This is a genomic window from Roseburia zhanii (assembly GCF_014287635.1).
Taxonomy (GTDB): Bacteria; Bacillota; Clostridia; order Lachnospirales; family Lachnospiraceae; genus Roseburia_B; species Roseburia_B zhanii.
Window position 1 is genome coordinate 86,872 of the sequence record NZ_JACOPH010000003.1, and the last position, 19,288, is coordinate 106,159.

17 protein-coding genes and 1 tRNA gene are annotated in these 19,288 nt (G+C 39.6%); 16 read left to right on the plus strand and 2 right to left on the minus strand.

Annotation, left to right across the window (positions count from 1 at the left end; genetic code table 11):
• Positions 1-37: 37 nt before the first annotated feature.
• Positions 38-112: transfer RNA gene (locus H8S17_RS05315), tRNA-Pro, on the plus strand.
• 59 nt (positions 113-171) lie between these two features.
• On the opposite strand, the gene H8S17_RS05320 is transcribed toward H8S17_RS05315, so the two are convergent.
• On the minus strand, positions 172-717 hold the full coding sequence (locus H8S17_RS05320; protein WP_186866531.1) for a Uma2 family endonuclease: 546 nt from the start codon (positions 715-717) through the stop codon (positions 172-174).
• A gap of 317 nt (positions 718-1,034) precedes the next feature.
• On the opposite strand from H8S17_RS05320, the gene H8S17_RS05325 reads away from it, so the two are divergent.
• The 15 genes from H8S17_RS05325 to H8S17_RS05395 all read left to right on the plus strand — a co-directional run bounded on the left by H8S17_RS05325 (position 1,035) and on the right by H8S17_RS05395 (position 17,964).
• Positions 1,035-1,523, plus strand: a complete 489-nt coding sequence (locus tag H8S17_RS05325) for a MarR family winged helix-turn-helix transcriptional regulator (RefSeq protein ID WP_186866532.1) — start codon at positions 1,035-1,037, stop codon at positions 1,521-1,523.
• Positions 1,507-3,645 carry an ABC transporter ATP-binding protein gene (locus H8S17_RS05330; protein ID WP_186866533.1) on the plus strand — a complete coding sequence of 713 codons (2,139 nt, stop codon included), beginning with the start codon at positions 1,507-1,509 and terminating at the stop codon, positions 3,643-3,645. Before H8S17_RS05325 ends, H8S17_RS05330 begins: the two co-directional genes overlap by 17 nt.
• A gap of 58 nt (positions 3,646-3,703) precedes the next feature.
• Positions 3,704-5,503, plus strand: coding sequence for an ABC transporter ATP-binding protein (locus H8S17_RS05335; protein ID WP_408639401.1), 1,800 nt, complete (start codon positions 3,704-3,706; stop codon positions 5,501-5,503).
• A gap of 81 nt (positions 5,504-5,584) precedes the next feature.
• Positions 5,585-6,853 (plus strand): D-alanyl-D-alanine carboxypeptidase family protein, encoded by a 1,269-nt coding sequence (locus H8S17_RS05340; RefSeq protein WP_456300142.1) that lies wholly within the window; start codon positions 5,585-5,587, stop codon positions 6,851-6,853.
• A 98-nt stretch (positions 6,854-6,951) separates the two neighbouring features.
• Positions 6,952-8,388, plus strand: coding sequence for an acyl-CoA carboxylase subunit beta (locus H8S17_RS05345; protein ID WP_186866536.1), 1,437 nt, complete (start codon positions 6,952-6,954; stop codon positions 8,386-8,388).
• 18 nt (positions 8,389-8,406) lie between these two features.
• Positions 8,407-9,114, plus strand: coding sequence for an OadG family protein (locus H8S17_RS05350; protein WP_186866537.1), 708 nt, complete (start codon positions 8,407-8,409; stop codon positions 9,112-9,114).
• A gap of 31 nt (positions 9,115-9,145) precedes the next feature.
• Positions 9,146-9,514 carry a biotin/lipoyl-containing protein gene (locus H8S17_RS05355; RefSeq protein ID WP_186866538.1) on the plus strand — a complete coding sequence of 123 codons (369 nt, stop codon included), beginning with the start codon at positions 9,146-9,148 and terminating at the stop codon, positions 9,512-9,514.
• A gap of 19 nt (positions 9,515-9,533) precedes the next feature.
• Positions 9,534-10,685, plus strand: a complete 1,152-nt coding sequence (locus tag H8S17_RS05360; RefSeq protein ID WP_186866539.1) for a sodium ion-translocating decarboxylase subunit beta — start codon at positions 9,534-9,536, stop codon at positions 10,683-10,685.
• Positions 10,686-10,701: 16 nt separating this feature from the next.
• Positions 10,702-12,120 (plus strand): oxaloacetate decarboxylase subunit alpha, encoded by a 1,419-nt coding sequence (locus H8S17_RS05365; RefSeq protein WP_186866540.1) that lies wholly within the window; start codon positions 10,702-10,704, stop codon positions 12,118-12,120.
• Positions 12,121-12,275: 155 nt separating this feature from the next.
• Positions 12,276-13,199, plus strand: coding sequence for a MurR/RpiR family transcriptional regulator (locus tag H8S17_RS05370; RefSeq protein ID WP_186866656.1), 924 nt, complete (start codon positions 12,276-12,278; stop codon positions 13,197-13,199).
• Positions 13,196-14,425, plus strand: a complete 1,230-nt coding sequence (locus H8S17_RS05375) for a BaiN/RdsA family NAD(P)/FAD-dependent oxidoreductase (protein WP_186866541.1) — start codon at positions 13,196-13,198, stop codon at positions 14,423-14,425. Before H8S17_RS05370 ends, H8S17_RS05375 begins: the two co-directional genes overlap by 4 nt.
• 64 nt (positions 14,426-14,489) lie before the next feature.
• Entirely contained in the window at positions 14,490-15,149 is a 660-nt protein-coding gene (gene cmk / locus H8S17_RS05380; RefSeq protein WP_186866542.1) for a (d)CMP kinase, read from the plus strand.
• Between the two features lies 1 nt (position 15,150).
• Positions 15,151-16,005 carry a 4-hydroxy-3-methylbut-2-enyl diphosphate reductase gene (ispH, locus tag H8S17_RS05385; protein WP_186866543.1) on the plus strand — a complete coding sequence of 285 codons (855 nt, stop codon included), beginning with the start codon at positions 15,151-15,153 and terminating at the stop codon, positions 16,003-16,005.
• Positions 15,986-17,083: a 30S ribosomal protein S1 gene (gene rpsA / locus H8S17_RS05390; RefSeq protein ID WP_178051033.1), complete on the plus strand. Its 1,098-nt coding sequence runs from the start codon at positions 15,986-15,988 to the stop codon at positions 17,081-17,083. Before ispH ends, rpsA begins: the two co-directional genes overlap by 20 nt.
• Positions 17,084-17,184: 101 nt before the next feature.
• Positions 17,185-17,964, plus strand: coding sequence for a CheR family methyltransferase (locus H8S17_RS05395; protein ID WP_186866544.1), 780 nt, complete (start codon positions 17,185-17,187; stop codon positions 17,962-17,964).
• A gap of 21 nt (positions 17,965-17,985) precedes the next feature.
• Here H8S17_RS05395 and H8S17_RS05400 read toward each other — a convergent pair whose 3' ends face one another.
• Positions 17,986-19,086, minus strand: coding sequence for a ribonuclease H-like domain-containing protein (locus H8S17_RS05400; RefSeq protein ID WP_186866545.1), 1,101 nt, complete (start codon positions 19,084-19,086; stop codon positions 17,986-17,988).
• Positions 19,087-19,288: the final 202 nt, after the last annotated feature.

A 19,288-nucleotide genomic window follows, 5' to 3' on the forward strand; every position in this document is an offset into this window, starting at 1 on the left:
GAATATCAGATATAAGATATGTTATAATGAATGTCTGCGGGGTATGGCTCAGTTTGGTCAGAGCGCACGGCTGGGGGCCGTGAGGTCGCAGGTTCGAATCCTGTTACCCCGATGAGTGGATACAGCCGGAAACGTAGATTTAATGATGAGATCATGGGTTTCCGGCTGTTTTTATTTTAATAATTCAGCAATGTTAATTGTCAGATCATCATAAATGCATACCTGTATATCATCATCGAAGCAGTATTGATCGGTGAGAGCTTCTTTTTCAAAATCATAGACATTTACAATTCTTGTACGAGGATTTACGATCCAGTATTCACGCACACCTGCAGAGCGGTATTTGAATAATTTTATACTATAATCAATCCGTTTGGTGCTGGGAGATGCAATCTCAATGATCCAGTCAGGAGCACCGTTGCAGCCTTTATCATCTAATTTGTCATTATCGCAAATGACGGATATATCTGGCTCTACATAGTTTCTGTCATCTGCATTTAGAAAAACAGCAAATGGAGCAGGATAAACCTTGCAAACTCCCTTATTTTTCTTGATATAGTCAGTGATCTTGTAGTGAAGTTCAGAAACAAGTTCCTGATGCAGTCTGTTTGGCGGGGCCATATCATAAATAACACCATCAATCAGTTCTGCCCGCTGTCCTTCTGGAAGTGAGTAGATGTAATCAGTTGTATAAGTGTTTTCTTTTGGCAATGGCATATGCATATCTCCTTTAAAAATGCTTTTTGTTCAGATATTTTTATCAGTAACATCGTAATTGATTGATAAGAAAATAGTAACATCGAAATATGAAAATTTCAATAGAAGGAACCGGAAATCATATTTTCCATAAAATTCTTAAGAAACGTTTCTAAAAAATCTATAAATTCCAATATTCCCATATTGACACCTTTAAACACCGGTGCTATTATCACTTACGCACATAAATAATTAACAATGCAAAATATTTCCAAGTAGAAATATTGCAATCGTTAAAAAGAACACATAAACGATCATATCCTATCGGAGGTGACAACATGAAAGCAGAAGAGAAAGCATTTTTAGAAACGATGAAAAAGTTTCGGAAACTGCATATATCTTCCATGCTCCCGGGGATCAATTCCGGAGATTTTGCTGTAATGAAAACGATAGACCATTGCACAAAAGAGCAGGAAGTACAATGCGTCAAAGTTTCTGATCTGGTGAAGAATATGCGTGTAGCAGCACCGGCAGTTTCAAGATGTTTAAAGAGTTTAGAAGGAAAAGAATACATTGTGCGTACGGTCGATACGAAAGACCGTAGAAATACTTATGTAGAGCTGACAGAAAAAGGAAAACAAGTTCTCATAGAAACAGAAGAAATATTCAATTCCTTTACAGATGCAGTTTTTGGTGAAATGGGAAGTGAAAATATGCAGGCACTCAATGCGTATTTGGATAAACTGTTGCAGACAGCACAAAGAGAGATTGAAAAGCGTAAAATAGAGCATAGGAAAGGAGCGGCAGACAGTGAAAAAAATATTTAAAAATATGATCCCTTACTGGAAAGTGATCGTACTGATCGTATTGCTGCTAGTCGTGCAGGCATTTTGTGATCTGGCATTACCACAGTATACGTCAGATATCATTGATGTCGGTATTATTAATAACGGTGTATCTCATACTGTACCGGAAAAGATCACACAGGAGGATTACGAAAAAGCAAAATTCTTTATGACAGATGAAGAAAAAAACATCTGGGATGACAGTTATACGCTGAATACAGAAGGTATCTATGAGCGTAAAGAGATGAAAGCTGAAGATTTAGATGCGTTAGATGAAACGCTCCGTATGCCGTTACTTATGGTTTATCAGGCACAAACGATGGCAGACAGTGATGTCAAAACCGAAATGCAGGAGGGTATGCCGACAGATCTTACAGCACTCAGGGAGCAGTTAGAAAAAATGACAGAGTCCGTTGGCAGCAGTACCTTATCCTCGATGGGTGCAGCATATGCGGCTTCCTGTGATAAAGCAGCCGGAATGGATATGGATAAATTGCAGATGCAGTATCTATGGCAGTCCGGGGCAAAGATGCTTGGCATGGCATTTGTAATGTTAGCGGCATCGGTTGGTGTATGTTACCTTGCTGCAAAAGTCGGGGCAGGAGTCGGAAGAAATCTGCGAGGAGCTGTTTATCAGAAGGTGATCGGCTTTTCGAATGCACAGATGGATCGGTTTTCAACAGCATCTCTGATCACAAGAAGTACGAATGATATCCAGCAGATACAGATGGTGACAGCTGTTATGCTGCGTATGATCTTATATGCTCCGATCATTGGAATCGGTGGTATTTACAAAGTTGTACAGACAGGAGCAGGTATGGGCTGGATCATTGTATTAGCAGTACTTGTGATCGTTGGTCTTGTGATGCTTTTAATGGCAGTTGCAATGCCAAAATTTAAGGCAATGCAGAAATTAGTTGATGCGTTAAACTTAGTTTCCAGAGAGATTTTGACCGGTTTATCGGTTATCCGAGCATTCGGACGTGAGAAAAAAGAAGAAGAACGGTTTGATACAGCAAATAAAAATCTGACAAAAACACAGTTATTTACCAACCGGGTCATGACATTTATGATGCCGGGCATGATGCTTGTCATGTATAGTGTAACCTTATTGATCGTATGGGTATCTGCACACCGGATTGATGCCGGACAGCTTCAGGTAGGTGCCATGACCGCATTTATCACGTATTCCATGCAGATCGTCATTTCATTCTTAATGCTGACTATGATGTCGATCATGCTGCCAAGGGCAGGTGTTGCAGCAGAACGTATAGATGAAGTTTTACAGACAAAAAATTCAATCAGTGATCCGGATGAACCGGAAAAAATAGAGAATCATCAGGGAATCGTCCGGTTTGACCATGTGAATTTCCGGTATCCGGGTGCAAAGGAAGATGTGCTGTCAGATATTGATTTTGTGGCAGAGCCGGGAAAAACAACAGCGGTCATCGGAAGTACAGGATGTGGAAAATCTACATTAGTCAACCTGATCCCTCGTTTTTATGATGTGACAGAAGGAAGTATTACGATCGATGGAAAAGATATTCGTAAGATCTCATTACAGGAGTTGAGAGATGAGATCGGTTTTGTTCCGCAGAAAGGTGTGTTGTTCTCAGGAACGATCGCATCGAATCTCCGTTTTGGAAATGCATCTGCAAGTGATGAAGTAATTGAAGAAGCAGCTCAGATCGCACAGGCAGGAGAATTTATTTCTGAAAAGGCAGACGGATATGAAAGCCAGATTGCACAGGGCGGCAGCAATGTATCCGGTGGACAGAAACAGCGTCTTGCCATTGCAAGGGCAATCGCAAAACAGCCAAAAGTATTTATTTTTGATGACAGTTTTTCGGCATTGGATATGAAAACAGATGCGGCACTTAGGAAAGCATTAGAAAAGAAAGTGACAGACTCTACTGTGATCATAGTGGCACAGCGTATCAGTACGATCTTACACGCAGATCAGATCTTAGTATTAGATGAAGGAAAAATTGCCGGAAAAGGAACACATGAAGAACTGTTAGATCAGTGTGAAGTATACAGACAGATCGCAAGATCACAGCTTTCCGCAGCAGAATTAGGCTTAGAAAAAGGAAAGGAGGATTAGCATGAGCGACGAGAAGAATACAGAGTTTGACTCTGCACAGAGAAGAAGACCTGGCAGAATGCAAAGAGGTATGATGCCGGGTGAAAAAGCAAAAGATTTTAAAGGTTCTTTTGGAAAATTATTCCGCTATTTAGGCAGCTACAGAGCAGCCATCGTTCTTGTCATGGTATTAGCGGCATGTTCTACTGTATTTTCTGTTTTAGGACCTAAGATCATGGGTAAAGCGACAACCTCTTTATCAGAAGGTCTGATGAACAAAATTGCCGGCACAGGCGGCATCGATTTTAATTATATTGCTAAGATCTTATTGATCACGTTAGGGTTATATCTGATCAGTTCCGTATTGTCATTTTGCCAGGGAATGATCATGACAGGCATCACACAGAAGATCTGCTACCGCATGAGAAAAGAAATTTCAGAAAAGATTAACCGGATGCCGATGAAATATTTTGAGAGCAGAACATATGGAGAAGTGCTCTCTAGGATCACGAATGATGTAGATACGTTAGGTATGGGATTGAATCAGAGTGTGACACAGATCATTACATCCGTTGCAACACTGATCGGTACACTTGTTATGATGCTTTCCATATCACCGCTTATGACACTGATCGCACTTATCGTGCTTCCGGTTTCTGCAGCTTTAGTTTCGGCAGTTGTTAAAATTTCGCAGAAGCATTTTAAAATGCAGCAGGAATATTTAGGACATATCAATGGACAGGTAGAAGAAACCTATAGTGGACATTTAGTAATACAGGCATTTAATAAAGAAAAAGAAAGTATCCGGAAATTTAATGAAACCAACAGCATATTATACGAATCTGCATGGAAATCCCAGTTTTTATCGGGTATGATGCAGCCGATTATGGTGTTTGTCGGTAACTTAGGATATGCAGGTGTGGCAATTTCCGGTGGTATTTTAGCAATCAAAGGAAAAATCGGAATTGGAGATATCCAGGCATTTATCCAGTATGTAAAAAACTTTACCCAGCCGATCCAGCAGATCGCGCAGGTGATCAATCAGGTACAGTCCATGACGGCTGCTTCCGAGCGTGTTTTTGAGTTTTTAGAGGAAGAGGAAGAAGAACAGACTGTAGAAGATCCGGTATCGTTAGCAGAAGTCAAAGGAGAAGTATCTTTTGAGGATGTCAGCTTTGGATATCAGAAAGACCAGATCATTATCCACGATTTCTCTGCAAAAGCAATGCCGGGACAGAAAATCGCGATTGTCGGTCCGACCGGTGCCGGAAAGACAACGATCGTTAAGCTTCTGATGCGTTTTTATGATGTCGATAGTGGAAAGATCTGCATTGACGGACATGATATCAGAAACTTTAACAGGAGAGAACTGCGGGATGCCTTTGGCATGGTTTTACAGGATACATGGCTGTTTAAGGGAACGATCCTGGAAAATATCCGTTATGGAAGATTAGATGCAACCGATGAAGAGGTGATTGCAGCAGCAAAAGCAGCACATGCACATCATTTCATACAGACACTTCCGGGTGGCTATGATATGGAATTAAATGAAGATGCAAGCAATGTATCACAGGGACAAAAGCAGTTACTTACGATCGCCCGTGCCATTTTAGCAGACAATCCGATCCTGATCTTAGATGAAGCAACATCTTCTGTCGATACCCGTACAGAGATCAGGATACAGAAAGCCATGGATAATTTAATGCGCGGCAGGACCAGCTTTATCATTGCACACCGGTTGTCAACGATCCGTGATGCAGATCTGATCCTTGTAATGAAAGATGGTGACATCATCGAGCAGGGAAATCACGAAGAACTGATGAAACAGCAGGGATTTTATGCGGAACTTTATAATTCACAATTTGAAGAAGCATCGTAATGATCCATTGCAACGAAACACATCATAATCACAACAAGCCTGACATAGAATACAGTAAGTACATCAATGTGGAATAAAATGATGAAACGTATTTTTGCATGTATTTTATGGATAGCAGTCTGTCTTTGTACATTTTTTGAAAGTGCAGCAGTATGTTACGCACAGGAAAATGGGACAACAGAAGTAAAGAAATTATACGCTCGGTCAGCGGTTCTTATGGACGCTGATTCCGGGCGTGTTTTATTTGAAAAAAATGGAGATGACATACTTCCCATGGCAAGTACGACAAAGATCATGACCTGTATTTTAGCACTCGAACATGGAGATCTTGCAGATATCGTAGAAGTGTCAGAGTATGCAGCATCCATGCCGGATGTGCAGTTAAATATCCGCATGGGGGAAACTTATTACCTGAAAGATCTGTTATATTCCATGATGTTAGAATCCCATAACGATTCTGCCGTTGCGATCGCAGAACATATCGGTGGAAGTGTAGAAGCGTTTGCGGAAATGATGAATCAGAAGGCAGCAGAGATCGGCTGTAAAAATACATGTTTTATCACGCCAAATGGTTTAGATGCACAGGTCAGCATCCAGAATGCAGAAGGAAAAAACACGACGCATATACATTCTACAACTGCAAAAGATTTAGCGTCAATCATGAGCTACTGCATAAAAAAATCGCCAAGAAAAGACGTTTTTCTGGAAATCACAAGAACACCCTCGTATAGTTTTTCTGATATCAAAAATACCAGAAGTTTTTCCTGTAATAACCACAATGCATTTTTGCAGATGATGGAGGGAGCACTGACCGGAAAGACCGGATTTACCGGAAAAGCAGGTTACTGTTATGTCGGGGCATTAGAAAGAGATGGAAAAACATTTGTTGCAGCGCTGCTTGCCTGTGGCTGGCCGAACCACAAAACTTATAAATGGTCAGATATGAGAGAACTGATGGATTATGGATTGTCGAATTATCATAAGGCAGATCTGTCAGCAGAACCGCTAGATGATGCATGGTGTGCCAAAATACCAGTCGTTAATGCAAAGACAGATCATCTGTTTGAAGATGCAGCCGCAGAAGTGTGTTTAGAAGATGCTAAGGAAGTGCATTCTCTTTTACTTAAAAATGATGAAAAAATTTCCGTCACATGTACGGTAAAAAAGGTATTAGAAGCACCGATAGAAGAAAATACGGTTGTCGGAAGTGTTTTATACAGTATTGACGGTGATGTCATCTGGGAAAGAAAGATACGCACAAAGGAATCTTTTGAGGAAAAAAACTATATATGGTATCTGAAAAGAATATGTGATACTTATTTAGATATAAATCTTAAGAATTCTTTGTGATAAAATTAACAAAAACTATTGAAATTTTATGCAAAACGATATAAACTTACACTAGCGAAATTTTTTAAAAATTTTCTAAAATAGATGGAGGGCAAGAAATGAGCAGTACTAACAACAGCTTAGCAATGCAGCGTATTGTTAAGTTACTCGACGAAAACAGTTTCATGGAAATTGGTTCTCTCGTCACAGCAAGAAGCACAGATTTTAATTTGTCTAATACAGATACACCTTCTGATGGTGTTATCATCGGACATGGTCTGATCGATGGAACTCTGGTATTTATCTACAGCCAGGACGCATCTGTATTAAATGGAACCATCGGTGAGATGCACGCAAAGAAGATTGCTTCTGTTTATGACATGGCAATGAAAATGGGAGCACCGGTCATCGGATTTTTAGATTGTGCCGGCATCCGTCTTCAGGAATCTGTAGATGCCTTAAACGGTCTTGGACAGATCTACCTGAAAGAAGCAGCAGCTTCAGGTGTTATCCCACAGATCTCTGCAGTATTTGGTTCTTGTGGCGGTGGGCTGACAACAGTACCTGCAATGTGTGATTTCAATTTTATTGAATCCTCAAATGGTAAAATGTTTGTAAATGCTCCTAATACAATTCCTGGAAATAACAAAGATAAATGTGATACTTCTGCAGCACAGTTCCAGTCAGAAGAAACAGGATGTGTAGACGGCATCGGTACAGAAGATGAGATTTTAGCATCTATCAGAGAACTTGTAACATTCCTGCCGGGCAACAACGGTATGGGTGGACTGACAGAGGACTGCGCAGATGATCTGAACCGTGCCTGCGAGAATTTAGGCACAATGAAAGGTGATCCGCGTTATGTATTAAGTGAGATCGCAGATGACCATATCTTCTTTGAAACAAAGAAAGATCATGCAATGGATATGGTAACCGGTTTCATCCGCTTAAATGGTACAACCATTGGTGCAGTAGCAAACTGTACAGAAGTATATGATGAAGAAGGCAAAAAAGACAAAGAATTTGCAAATGTTCTTTCTGCAAAAGGATGTGAAAAAGCAGCAGAATTTGTAAACTTCTGTGATGCATTTGATATTCCTGTATTATCCCTTACAAATGTAAAAGGATATAAGGCATGTATGTGTGCAGAGAAACGTCTTGCAAAAGCAATGGCACGTCTTACATATGCATTCTCAAATGCAAGCGTTCCAAAGGTAAACCTGATCACAGGAGAAGCTTATGGAAGTGCTTATGTAACAATGAACTCCAAATCCATCGGTGCAGATTTAGTATATGCATGGTCTGAAGCAAAAATCGGAATGATGGACGCAGAACTTGCAGCTAAGATCATGTACGCAGATGCATCTGCAGATGTGATCAGTGAGAAGGCAAAAGAATATGATGCATTACAGTCTTCTGTACTTTCAGCAGCAAGAAGAGGTTATGTGGATCTGATCATTGAACCAGACACGACCAGAAAGTATTTAGTGGCAGCATTTGAAATGCTTTATACAAAGAGCGTTGCTGACTCTCTGAAAAAACATGGTACAAAATAATAGGAAAGGTGAAGTTTCATGAAGAAAAAAATATTTCTGATTGCCGTCTTATGTTTATGTATGCTTGGACTGGCAGCATGTTCAAAAACGGATCCTACAACAGTTGATTATAATGGTTATTCTTATGATGATCTAAAGACAAATTGTCAGGGAACAGTTCAGACACTTGCATCCATGACAGATGAGGACAAGCAGTATTATCTTGAGAACAGTACAGAAATAATCGCAAATCTGATCACCAGATGGGAAGACGCTGTTGAGGAATATGGTTCTTTTGTTGATTTTGGAGATTTTGAGATCACAAAATCCGGTAAGACATTAACCGCAGCACAGACATTACACATGGAAGACCGTGATGTGATCCTGACATATGTTTATACATATTATTCGATGGAGCTTGAAGATATTACGATCGATGGTGTTTATTCTGTTGGAGAAAAAATGTCAACAGCATTGATGAATACATTGATGGGTATGTTAGTTGTATTCTGCGTGCTGATCATTATTTCACTGATTATTTACTGCTTCAATATCTTCCCATATTTAGAGAAGAAAAAAGCAGCAAAGAGTGAACCTGCTAAATCTGATGTTGTAACACAGATCGAAGTACGTGAAGAACAGCAGACAGATGATGGGGAACTGATCGCAGTAATCGCTGCAGCGATCGCAGCAGCAGAGGGAACTTCTACAGACGGCTTTGTAGTACGTTCTATCCGTAGAAGATAAGATTGAAGAACAAATTAGGAGGATTATTTCAATGAAAAATTATACAATTACCGTAAATGGAAATGTTTATGATGTAACCGTAGAAGAGAACGGAAGCACAGGTGCAGCAGCACCGGCACCTAGAAAAATGGCAGCAGCTCCAAAAGCAGCACCGGCAGCAGCTCCAAAAGCAGCAGGCGCAGCAGGAAGCATTAAAGTAGAAGCACCAGTAGCTGGAAAAGTATTTAAGATCGAAGCAAACGTTGGAGCATCTGTAAAAAGAGGCGATACAATTTTAATTCTTGAAGCTATGAAGATGGAGAACCCGATCGTAGCACCGGAAGATGGTACAGTAGCAAGCATCGACGTTGCAGTAGGCGATGCAGTAGAATCAGGAGCAGTTTTAGCAACATTAAATTAAATCAGGAGGTTGAAAGGCTATGTGGTCATATATTGGCGATACAATGGGGAATCTCTTGCATCAGACAGCATTTTTTAATCTGACCTGGGGAAATTACCTCATGATAGCAGTTGCCTGCTTGTTCTTATATCTGGCAATTGCGAAAGGCTATGAACCATTACTTTTAGTACCGATTGCATTTGGTATGCTTCTGGTTAATATTTATCCGGATATTATTGCAAGCCCGGAAGAAACAAGTAATGGTGTCGGTGGCTTACTTCATTATTTCTATATGTTGGATGAATGGTCTATCTTACCTTCCCTGATCTTTATGGGTGTAGGAGCGATGACAGACTTTGGTCCATTGATTGCGAACCCGATCAGTTTCCTGTTAGGAGCAGCAGCGCAGTTTGGTATTTTTGGTGCTTACCTGCTTGCGATCTTTATGGGATTCAATGACAAGGCAGCAGCAGCCGTATCTATCATCGGTGGTGCAGATGGTCCTACCTCTATTTTCTTAGCAGGTAAACTTGGACAGACAAGTCTCATGGGACCGATCGCTGTAGCAGCATACTCCTATATGTCATTGGTTCCGATTATCCAGCCGCCTGTTATGAAGGCACTGACAACCAAAAAAGAACGTGCGATCAAAATGGAGAATTTAAGACCGGTTTCTAAATTAGAGAAAATCTTATTCCCTATTATAGTTACCATTATCGTTTCTATGATTCTTCCAACAACAGCACCATTGGTTGGTATGCTTATGTTAGGAAACTTATTCCGTGAATCCGGCGTTGTACGTCAGCTTCAGGAAACAGCTTCTAATGCATTGATGTATATTGTAGTTATTTTACTTGGTACATCTGTTGGTGCAACTACCAGTGCAGAAGCGTTCTTAAATGTCAGCACTATTAAAATCGTAATTTTAGGACTTGTTGCATTCGTATTTGGTACCGCAGCAGGAATCTTATTTGGAAAACTGCTTTGTGTCATTACAAAAGGAAAGATCAATCCACTAATTGGTTCTGCCGGAGTTTCTGCAGTTCCTATGGCTGCCCGTGTTTCACAGAAAGTCGGTGCAGAGGAAGATCCGACAAACTTCTTGCTCATGCATGCAATGGGACCTAACGTTGCCGGAGTTATCGGTACTGCCGTAGCAGCCGGTGTATTTATGGCAATATTTGGAATTTAATCAGGAGGATAGAATCATGTCAGAAACGACAAAGAAACCGTTAAAGATAACTGAAACAGTATTACGTGATGCGCATCAGTCTTTGATAGCTACAAGAATGACTACAGAGCAGATGCTGCCGATCGTTGATAAAATGGATAAAGTTGGATTCCATGCAGTAGAGTGCTGGGGTGGAGCAACTTTTGATGCATCCCTTCGTTTTTTAAAAGAAGATCCATGGGAGCGTCTTCGTAAATTAAGAGCAGGATTTAAAAATACAAAATTACAGATGTTATTCCGTGGACAGAATATCTTAGGATACCGTCCATATGCAGATGATGTTGTAGAATATTTCGTACAGAAATCCATCGCAAATGGTATTGACATCATTCGTATTTTCGACTGCTTAAATGACCTTCGTAACTTACAGACAGCAGTTACAGCCTGCAACAAAGAAAAAGGTCATGCACAGGTTGCATTATCCTATACATTAGGAGATGCTTACACATTAGAGTACTGGATGGATATTGCTAAGAGAATCGAAGATATGGGTGCAGATTCTATCTGTGTCAAAGATATGGCAGGTCTGTTAGTTCCTTCTAAAGCAACTGAATTAGTTCAGGCATTAAAGGATTCTACAAAACTTCCGATTGAACTTCATACACATTATACATCCGGTGTTGCCTCTATGACTTATATGAAAGCAGTAGAAGCAGGATGTGATATCATCGATACAGCAATGTCACCATTTGCTCTTGGTACAAGCCAGCCTGCAACAGAAGTTATGGTTGAAGCATTCAAAGGCACTGAGTACGATACGGGCTTAGACCAGAATTTATTAGCAGAAATTGCAGATTACTTCCGTCCAATGCGTGAAGAAGCAATCGCAAGCGGATTATTAAATCCAAAGGTATTAGGCGTTAATATCAAGACCTTATTATATCAGGTACCGGGTGGTATGTTATCTAACATGGTATCCCAGTTAAAAGAGCAGGGTGCAGAAGATAAATACGAAGAAGTATTAAAAGAGATACCTCGTGTCCGTAAAGACCTTGGTGAGCCGCCACTTGTAACACCATCTTCACAGATCGTTGGTACACAGGCTATCATGAACGTCTTAATGGGAGAACGTTACAAAGTTGCTACCAAAGAAACCAAAGACGTTTTACTTGGAAAATATGGACAGACTGTAAAACCATTCAATCCGGAAGTTGTAGATAAAGTTCTCGGTGATGAGAAGAAAAATGCGATCACATGCAGATATGCAGATTTACTTGAGCCGGAATTAGATAAGATTGAAGCTGAAATGAAACAGTGGAAACAGCAGGATGAAGATGTATTATCTTATGCATTGTTCCCACAGGTTGCAACAGAGTTTTTCAAATATCGTGAGGCACAGCAGAAAGGTGTCGATGCTTCTGTAGCAGATACTAAAAACGGTGCATATCCGGTATAAGGGAAATAAAAAAAGATTTTAAAGAGAGGACGAATGTCCTCTCTTTTTCATGTACAATTCACAAGTTGTATGCTATAATATAAAAATGTGCAGAAAACTGCCAAAAGAGGGGAAGGACGAAGACCGTAGCAGAATACGGCATGGTAAATGAAAAAATGAGTAATACAAATGATTTGAGCAATCGAATCAATGAAAAGTACAAAAGCATGAGTAAAGGCCAGAAGCTGCTGGCATCCTATATTACTGATAATTATGATAAAGCAGTTTTTTTGACTGCAGCCAGATTGGGAGAAGTAGTAGGTGTCAGTGAATCGACCGTTGTGCGTTTTGCTACGAATTTAGGTTATAAAGGATATCCGGAATTCCAAAAAGCACTCGAAGAGTTAGTGCGTAATAAATTAAATTCCATCCAGCGGATGGAGGTGACATATGGCAGGATCAGTCAGTCACAGATATTAGAAACGGTACTGCAGTCAGATACAGAAAACTTAAAGAGTACATTAGAGAGTATTGACCAGAATGCATTTGAATTAGCAGTAGATACGATCTTAAATGCAAAAAATATCTATGTGATCGGAATCAGAAGCTGTGCACCGCTTGCAAGTTTCTTGGCATTTTATCTGAATCTGATGTTTGATAAAGTCCATCTGCTCCATACGAGCAGTTCAAGCGAATTATTTGAACAGATGGTGCGGATCGGGAATGAAGATGTGATCATCGGGATCAGTTTTCCAAGGTATTCGATGCGTACACTAAAGGCAATCGAATTTGCGAATAATAGAAATGCAAAAGTTATCACACTGACAGACAGTGTGCATTCACCGATGAATCTGTATTCGTCCTGTAACCTGATCGCAAAAAGTGACATGGCATCTATCGTAGATTCTTTAGTGGCACCGCTTAGTGTGATCAATTCCCTGATCGTGGCACTATGTATGAAAAAACAGTCGGAGGTTGTTGGTACATTAGAAATGTTAGAGGAGATATGGGGAGAATATCAGGTCTATGAAAATGATGAGATCGACCATATAGATGATTCTATCAAAATGCGTTATGCCAGAATCGGAGAAGAAAAGTGAAAAAAGTGATCGTAATCGGTGGAGGTCCGGCTGGTATGTTTGCGGCACTCGCAGCAGCACAAAACGGACATTCCGTTAGTTTATTAGAAAAGAATGAAAAATTAGGAAAAAAATTATATATTACCGGAAAAGGACGCTGTAATATCACAAATGCAGGTGATGTGGATACTTTGTTTGAAAATGTAATGACGAACCGCAAGTTTTTATACAGTGCATTTTATGCATATGATAATCAGCGGGTGATCGATTTTTTTGAAACACATGGCGTCAGAACAAAAATAGAGCGTGGAAACCGCGTGTTTCCCTATTCGGATCATTCGTCAGATGTGATCGCAGCGTTAAAACGTGCATTGGTAAATGCAGGAGTAAATATACATCTGCATACTTGTGTCAAAGAACTGCTGGTGGAAGATCTGCGTTGCAGAGGAGCTGTTTTAGAAGATGGAACAAAAGAAATGGCAGATGCAGTGATTCTTGCAACAGGAGGCTTTTCCTATCAGAGTACAGGATCAACCGGAGATGGTTACCGTTTTGCGAGAGCCTGTGGACATCAGGTAACTGAAATCGAACCGGCATTAGTGCCATTTAATGTCAAGGAAACATATGTGACAGAAATGCAGGGACTAGCCTTAAAAAATGTCCGTGTGACCATCAGGCAGGAAAAGAAAATTTTGTTTGAGGATTTTGGGGAAATGCTCTTTACACATTTCGGAGTCAGCGGACCGCTGTGCTTAAGTGCAAGCAGTAAAGTCGGAAAAGAATTAAAAAAGGGGGATTTAGACATGAGGATCGATCTAAAACCTGCCTTGACAGAAGAACAGCTGGATCACAGGCTGCTTCGTGATTTTGAGGAAAATCAGAATAAACAGTTTAAAAATGCACTTCAGGGACTTCTACCGGCAAAGATGCTGCCGGTAGTGATCGAATTATCGGATATTTTTACGGATAAAAAAGTAAACGAGATCACAAAAGAGGAACGAAACCGTCTGCTGCATCTTTTGAAACAATTCCCGGTTACATTGACAGGACTGCGGGATTTTAATGAGGCGATCATTACAAAAGGCGGAGTTGTGGTAAAAGAAGTCAATCCGGCAACAATGGAGTCGAAACTGGTCAGTGGATTGTATTTTGCAGGAGAAGTATTGGATTTAGATGCTTTAACTGGTGGATTTAATCTTCAGATCGCATGGTCTACCGGCTATTTAGCAGGGGACAGTATAGTATAAACAGATCGTGTTCACATAACAGTTGTGGATGGTAACTGAAAATATTTGAAATGAGGGACAGCATATGAATATTGCAATTGATGGACCGGCTGGCGCCGGAAAAAGTACGATCGCAAAAAGACTTGCAAAGGAGTTAGATTATATTTATGTGGATACCGGAGCTATGTACCGGGCAATGGCATTGTATTTTTTAGAACAGGGGATCGATGCTTCTGACGAAAAAGAAATCTCATCTGCAAGCGAAAAGGTTGATATTACGATCGCATATCAGGGTGGAGAACAGCAGGTGATCTTAAATGGAGAGAATGTCAATGGCAGGATCCGCAGGGAAGAAGTCGGCAATATGGCATCTGCAACAAGTATTTATCCGGTAGTCCGTAAAAAATTAGTTGCCTTACAGCAGAAATTGGCGGCGACCGCAGATGTGATCATGGACGGCAGAGATATCGGCACCTGTGTGCTTCCGGATGCAGAAGCGAAAATCTATCTGACAGCAAGCGTTGCTACCCGCGCAAAACGCCGTTATGATGAATTACAGGCAAAAGGAGAACGTTGTGATATAGCAGAAATCGAAAAAGATATCGAAGAACGTGATTACCGGGATACACACCGGACAACTTCACCACTGAAACAGGCAGAAGATGCAGTCTTAGTTGATACATCTGAAATGAATATTGATGAAGTTGTTGAAACAATTCGAAAAATCTGTCAGGAGAAACAATAGCATGGGTGTTATTTTAGCAAAAAGTGCAGGATTTTGTTTTGGCGTGAAACGGGCTGTTGATAAAGTATATGAGGAAGCAGAAAAAAATCAGGTGCCGGTCTATACATATGGTCCGATCATCCACAACGAAGAAGTGGTCAATGATCTTGAAAAACGTGGGGTACATGCAATTCTTGATACCAGTGAACTAAAAGATCTGCAAAAGGGAATTGTAGTGATCCGTTCCCATGGAGTAGAAAAAGGTGTCTATGATACGATAAAAAGTGAAGGATTTACAGTTGTGGATGCAACATGTCCGTTTGTATTGAAGATTCACCGGATCGTAGAGGAATACAGTAAAAAAGACTACCATATCATCATCATCGGAAACGATTCGCACCCCGAAGTGGAGGGGATCAAAGGCTGGTCAGATCCGGCAAAGACAACAGTGCTCCAGACCAGAGAAGAAGCAGAAAAATTAAATTTTCAAATTGGTGAAAAAGTATGTATTGTATCTCAAACGACATTTAATTACAATAAATTTCAAGAATTAGTTGAAATTATTCAAAAAAAAGGTTATGATATAGTTGTTTTAAATACAATCTGTAATGCAACTGAGGAAAGGCAGACGGAAGCTGCTGAGATTGCATCTGAAGTAGATGCCATGATCGTCATTGGCGGTCGCCACAGTTCGAATACACAGAAGTTATTTGAAATATGTAAAAAAGAATGTGAAAATACTTACTATATACAGACACTTGATGACTTGGATATGAGCGTATTTCAGTCCATTGATAACGTAGGTATTACCGCAGGGGCTTCTACCCCAAACAAAATTATTGAGGAGGTTCAAAAGAATGTCAGAAGTAAGCTTTGAACAAATGCTGGAAGAATCAATTAAAACAATAAGAAATGGAGAGGTAGTCGAAGGAACTGTTATCGATGTGAAACCAGATGAAATCGTCTTGAATATTGGATATAAGTCTGATGGAATTATTACACGTAACGAATATACAAACGAGCCAAACGTTGATTTGACAACTGTAGTATCTGCCGGCGACACCATGGAAGCAAAAGTAATCAAAGTGAATGATGGAGAAGGACAGGTTCTTCTTTCATACAAGCGTCTTGCAGCAGAAAAAGGAAACAAAAAATTAGAAGAAGCATTTGAAAACCAGACTGTATTAACAGCTAAGGTTGCACAGGTATTAGGTGGAGGCTTAAGCGTTGTTGTAGATGAAACAAGAGTATTCATCCCTGCAAGCCTTGTATCTGATACATATGAGAAAGATTTAAGCAAGTACAAAGATCAGGAGATCGAATTTGTGATTACAGAATTCAATCCCCGCCGCAGAAGAATCATTGGTGACAGAAAACAGTTATTAGTTGCTAAGAAAGCAGAATTACAGAAAGAACTGTTTGCAAGAATCCATGTAGGTGATGTTGTAGAAGGAACAGTGAAAAATGTAACAGACTTTGGTGCATTCATTGATTTAGGTGGAGCAGACGGACTTCTTCATATCTCTGAAATGTCATGGGGAAGAGTAGAAAGTCCTAAGAAGGTATTCAAAGTTGGTGATGTTGTAAAAGTATTCATCAAAGATATCAATGATACAAAGATCGCACTCAGCATGAAATTCCCAGAGGAAAACCCATGGAATGATGCTGCTTCCAAGTTTGCAGTTGGAACAGTTGTAAAAGGAAAAGTTGCACGTATGACAGATTTTGGTGCATTTGTGGAACTTGCTCCTGGTGTTGATGCATTATTACATGTTTCCCAGATTGCAAAAGAACATATTGAGAAACCATCTGATGTATTATCTGTTGGACAGGAGATCGAAGCTCAGATCGTTGATTTCAATGAAGAAGAGAAGAAGATCAGCTTAAGCATGAAAGCACTTTTAAATGCTGATGAAGAAACTGAAACAGCAGCAGAAGATACTGTAGAAGAATAATATAGCGGGCTGTAGCTGCGATTGCAGTTACACGCTGATCATAAATAGAAAGTCCGCAATGCGGACTTTCTATTCATATACAATGAAAAGGGGTGAGATTTATGCTTGGTGATTATGAAAAATTTAAAAAAAGTATCTTTTCTTTAACACAGATTGATCTAAGTTCTTACAAAGAGAAACAGATGCGCAGAAGAATCGATACTTTGATTACTAAGAATAAAGTATCGTCTTATGATGCATATGTGGAACTGATCAAAAAAGATAAAGAGAAATTCGAACAGTTTGTTAATTTCCTGACGATCAATGTATCAGAATTTTATCGGAATCCTGAACAGTGGAAATTGTTAGAAAACGATATTATACCGGAACTGATCCATAAATTCGGTAAGAATATCAAAATCTGGAGTGCTGCATGTTCCACAGGAGATGAACCATATTCTCTTGTGATGGCATTTTCCAGACATCTTCCACTGAACCAGATTAAGGTGATCGCAACTGATCTTGATAAGCAGGTATTAGATACAGCACGTATGGGACTATACAATGAGAAAAGTATCTCAGGTGTGCCGGAGGAATTTAAGAAGAAATATTTTACAAAAGTCGGGAACTCTTACCAGATTTCAAATGAGATCAAATCCCGTGTGGAATTTAAAGAACATAATCTTCTTAAAGATCCTTATCCAAGTGGCTGCCATCTGATCGTCTGCAGAAATGTGCTGATCTATTTTACAGAAGAAGCAAAAGAAGAGATTTATAAGAAATTTAACAGTTCACTGGTCAAAGATGGTATATTGTTCATCGGAAGTACTGAACAGATCATGAATTATAAAGAATTGAATTACCAGAGGAAAAGTTCATTCTTCTTCTCAAAGGAAAATTAGCCGTGATCGCCCTTGTTGCAATTATTTTTGCAGACAGGACGATAGAAGATAGTCTGCATATTGCAGAAGTGCAGAATGATCGCCTAAAAAATCATCGTTTAATTCAAAAAATGAGATCCGGGCATTTCTTTCAAACGAAAAGACAGGTGTAAACCAAATGTCTTTTTGCGGAAGGAATGTGCCGGATCTTTTTGTATAACAGGTTTTAGCAGTCGCTTTTTTTCGGTGGGAACTGTCTACAAAAGAAGCGACACTTTTATGAATGGCAGTATCTTCTTCCGGCAGATAATAATAGTCTTTGTAATTGTCATAAAAGAATTTTAATATTCCGGTATATACCGGAATCACAAGTTTCACAGAAGAATCCTTACAATGCAGACTGCATAAATCTCCCTGATATAAAAATGGAGAAGGGAAACGGACAGGTACAGAAAGTTCAAGTAACAGTTCTGTTTCTTCTGTGTCGGATCCGTAGGGGTGATACATTTCTAAATGGCTGTTTACAAGCTTATGTGGCTCTCTAAACAGATCCCGGTAAGCAAACAGGGACAATAATTTTGTCATGCCAAGGACATCTTCATAATTGTGTAAAAGAAGCAGAGTTTCCGGTTCTTTTTTTTGTTCCTTTTCATACTCATAATAGATAGAGATGAGCTCTTTTCCGGTATACTGATCTTCTCTGCTGATACTTAAAAAACGTTCTATGGATTTCTGCTTTTTATCCGGCAGATGAAACAGGTGGGCATAATTTGCAGAGAGCCGGTAGAGGTCGATCTGTTCATATGAAGAAAGATCATTATGTAAGGAGGGATATGATCTTGAGCGGGCATTGATAAATGGAATATCAAATCCGGCACCGTTAAACGTAACTAAAATATCTGATGGATGCAGCATGGCATAAAATGCGGCGAGCAGGTCAGCTTCGTCGCTGCGGTTTTGTGCAAGAAACTGATGGATATGTATGCTGTCATTTTCTCTGATGGCAAGACCAATCAGATAGATAAAAGAAGTTTTCGATGAAAGACCGGTTGTTTCAATATCAAAAAAGACAAAACCATCCGAAAAATACTGACTGGTGTAGTAATCATCTGTAACAAAAATTGTTTTATGGATATGCTTCATAAAAGCTCCTTTCCGGAATGAAAAACCAGATAAAAATTTGAAATAAGTTTACTACAGATATCGTTCTTATAATATCTGAAAAATGTACTTATATTATACCATGAGTTCTTGAAAAAATACAAAAATAGTCTGTAAATTTCGACAGATTATGTTATAATTTATTAGATAAGATTTTTATATTTTTTATTTATAAAAGTCAAAT

Coding starts and splice junctions, on each gene's coding strand:
- rpsA (WP_178051033.1), top strand. CDS start 15,986: ATGTCAGAAGTAAGCTTTGAACAAATGCTGGAAGAATCAATTAAAACA.
- H8S17_RS05335 (WP_408639401.1), top strand. CDS start 3,704: ATGCAAAGAGGTATGATGCCGGGTGAAAAAGCAAAAGATTTTAAAGGT.
- ispH (WP_186866543.1), top strand. CDS start 15,151: ATGGGTGTTATTTTAGCAAAAAGTGCAGGATTTTGTTTTGGCGTGAAA.
- H8S17_RS05340 (WP_456300142.1), top strand. CDS start 5,585: ATGAAACGTATTTTTGCATGTATTTTATGGATAGCAGTCTGTCTTTGT.
- cmk (WP_186866542.1), top strand. CDS start 14,490: ATGAATATTGCAATTGATGGACCGGCTGGCGCCGGAAAAAGTACGATC.
- H8S17_RS05345 (WP_186866536.1), top strand. CDS start 6,952: ATGAGCAGTACTAACAACAGCTTAGCAATGCAGCGTATTGTTAAGTTA.
- H8S17_RS05365 (WP_186866540.1), top strand. CDS start 10,702: ATGTCAGAAACGACAAAGAAACCGTTAAAGATAACTGAAACAGTATTA.
- H8S17_RS05395 (WP_186866544.1), top strand. CDS start 17,185: ATGCTTGGTGATTATGAAAAATTTAAAAAAAGTATCTTTTCTTTAACA.
- H8S17_RS05320 (WP_186866531.1), bottom strand. CDS start 717: ATGCCATTGCCAAAAGAAAACACTTATACAACTGATTACATCTACTCA.
- H8S17_RS05360 (WP_186866539.1), top strand. CDS start 9,534: ATGTGGTCATATATTGGCGATACAATGGGGAATCTCTTGCATCAGACA.
- H8S17_RS05355 (WP_186866538.1), top strand. CDS start 9,146: ATGAAAAATTATACAATTACCGTAAATGGAAATGTTTATGATGTAACC.
- H8S17_RS05400 (WP_186866545.1), bottom strand. CDS start 19,086: ATGAAGCATATCCATAAAACAATTTTTGTTACAGATGATTACTACACC.
- H8S17_RS05370 (WP_186866656.1), top strand. CDS start 12,276: ATGAGTAATACAAATGATTTGAGCAATCGAATCAATGAAAAGTACAAA.
- H8S17_RS05325 (WP_186866532.1), top strand. CDS start 1,035: ATGAAAGCAGAAGAGAAAGCATTTTTAGAAACGATGAAAAAGTTTCGG.
- H8S17_RS05350 (WP_186866537.1), top strand. CDS start 8,407: ATGAAGAAAAAAATATTTCTGATTGCCGTCTTATGTTTATGTATGCTT.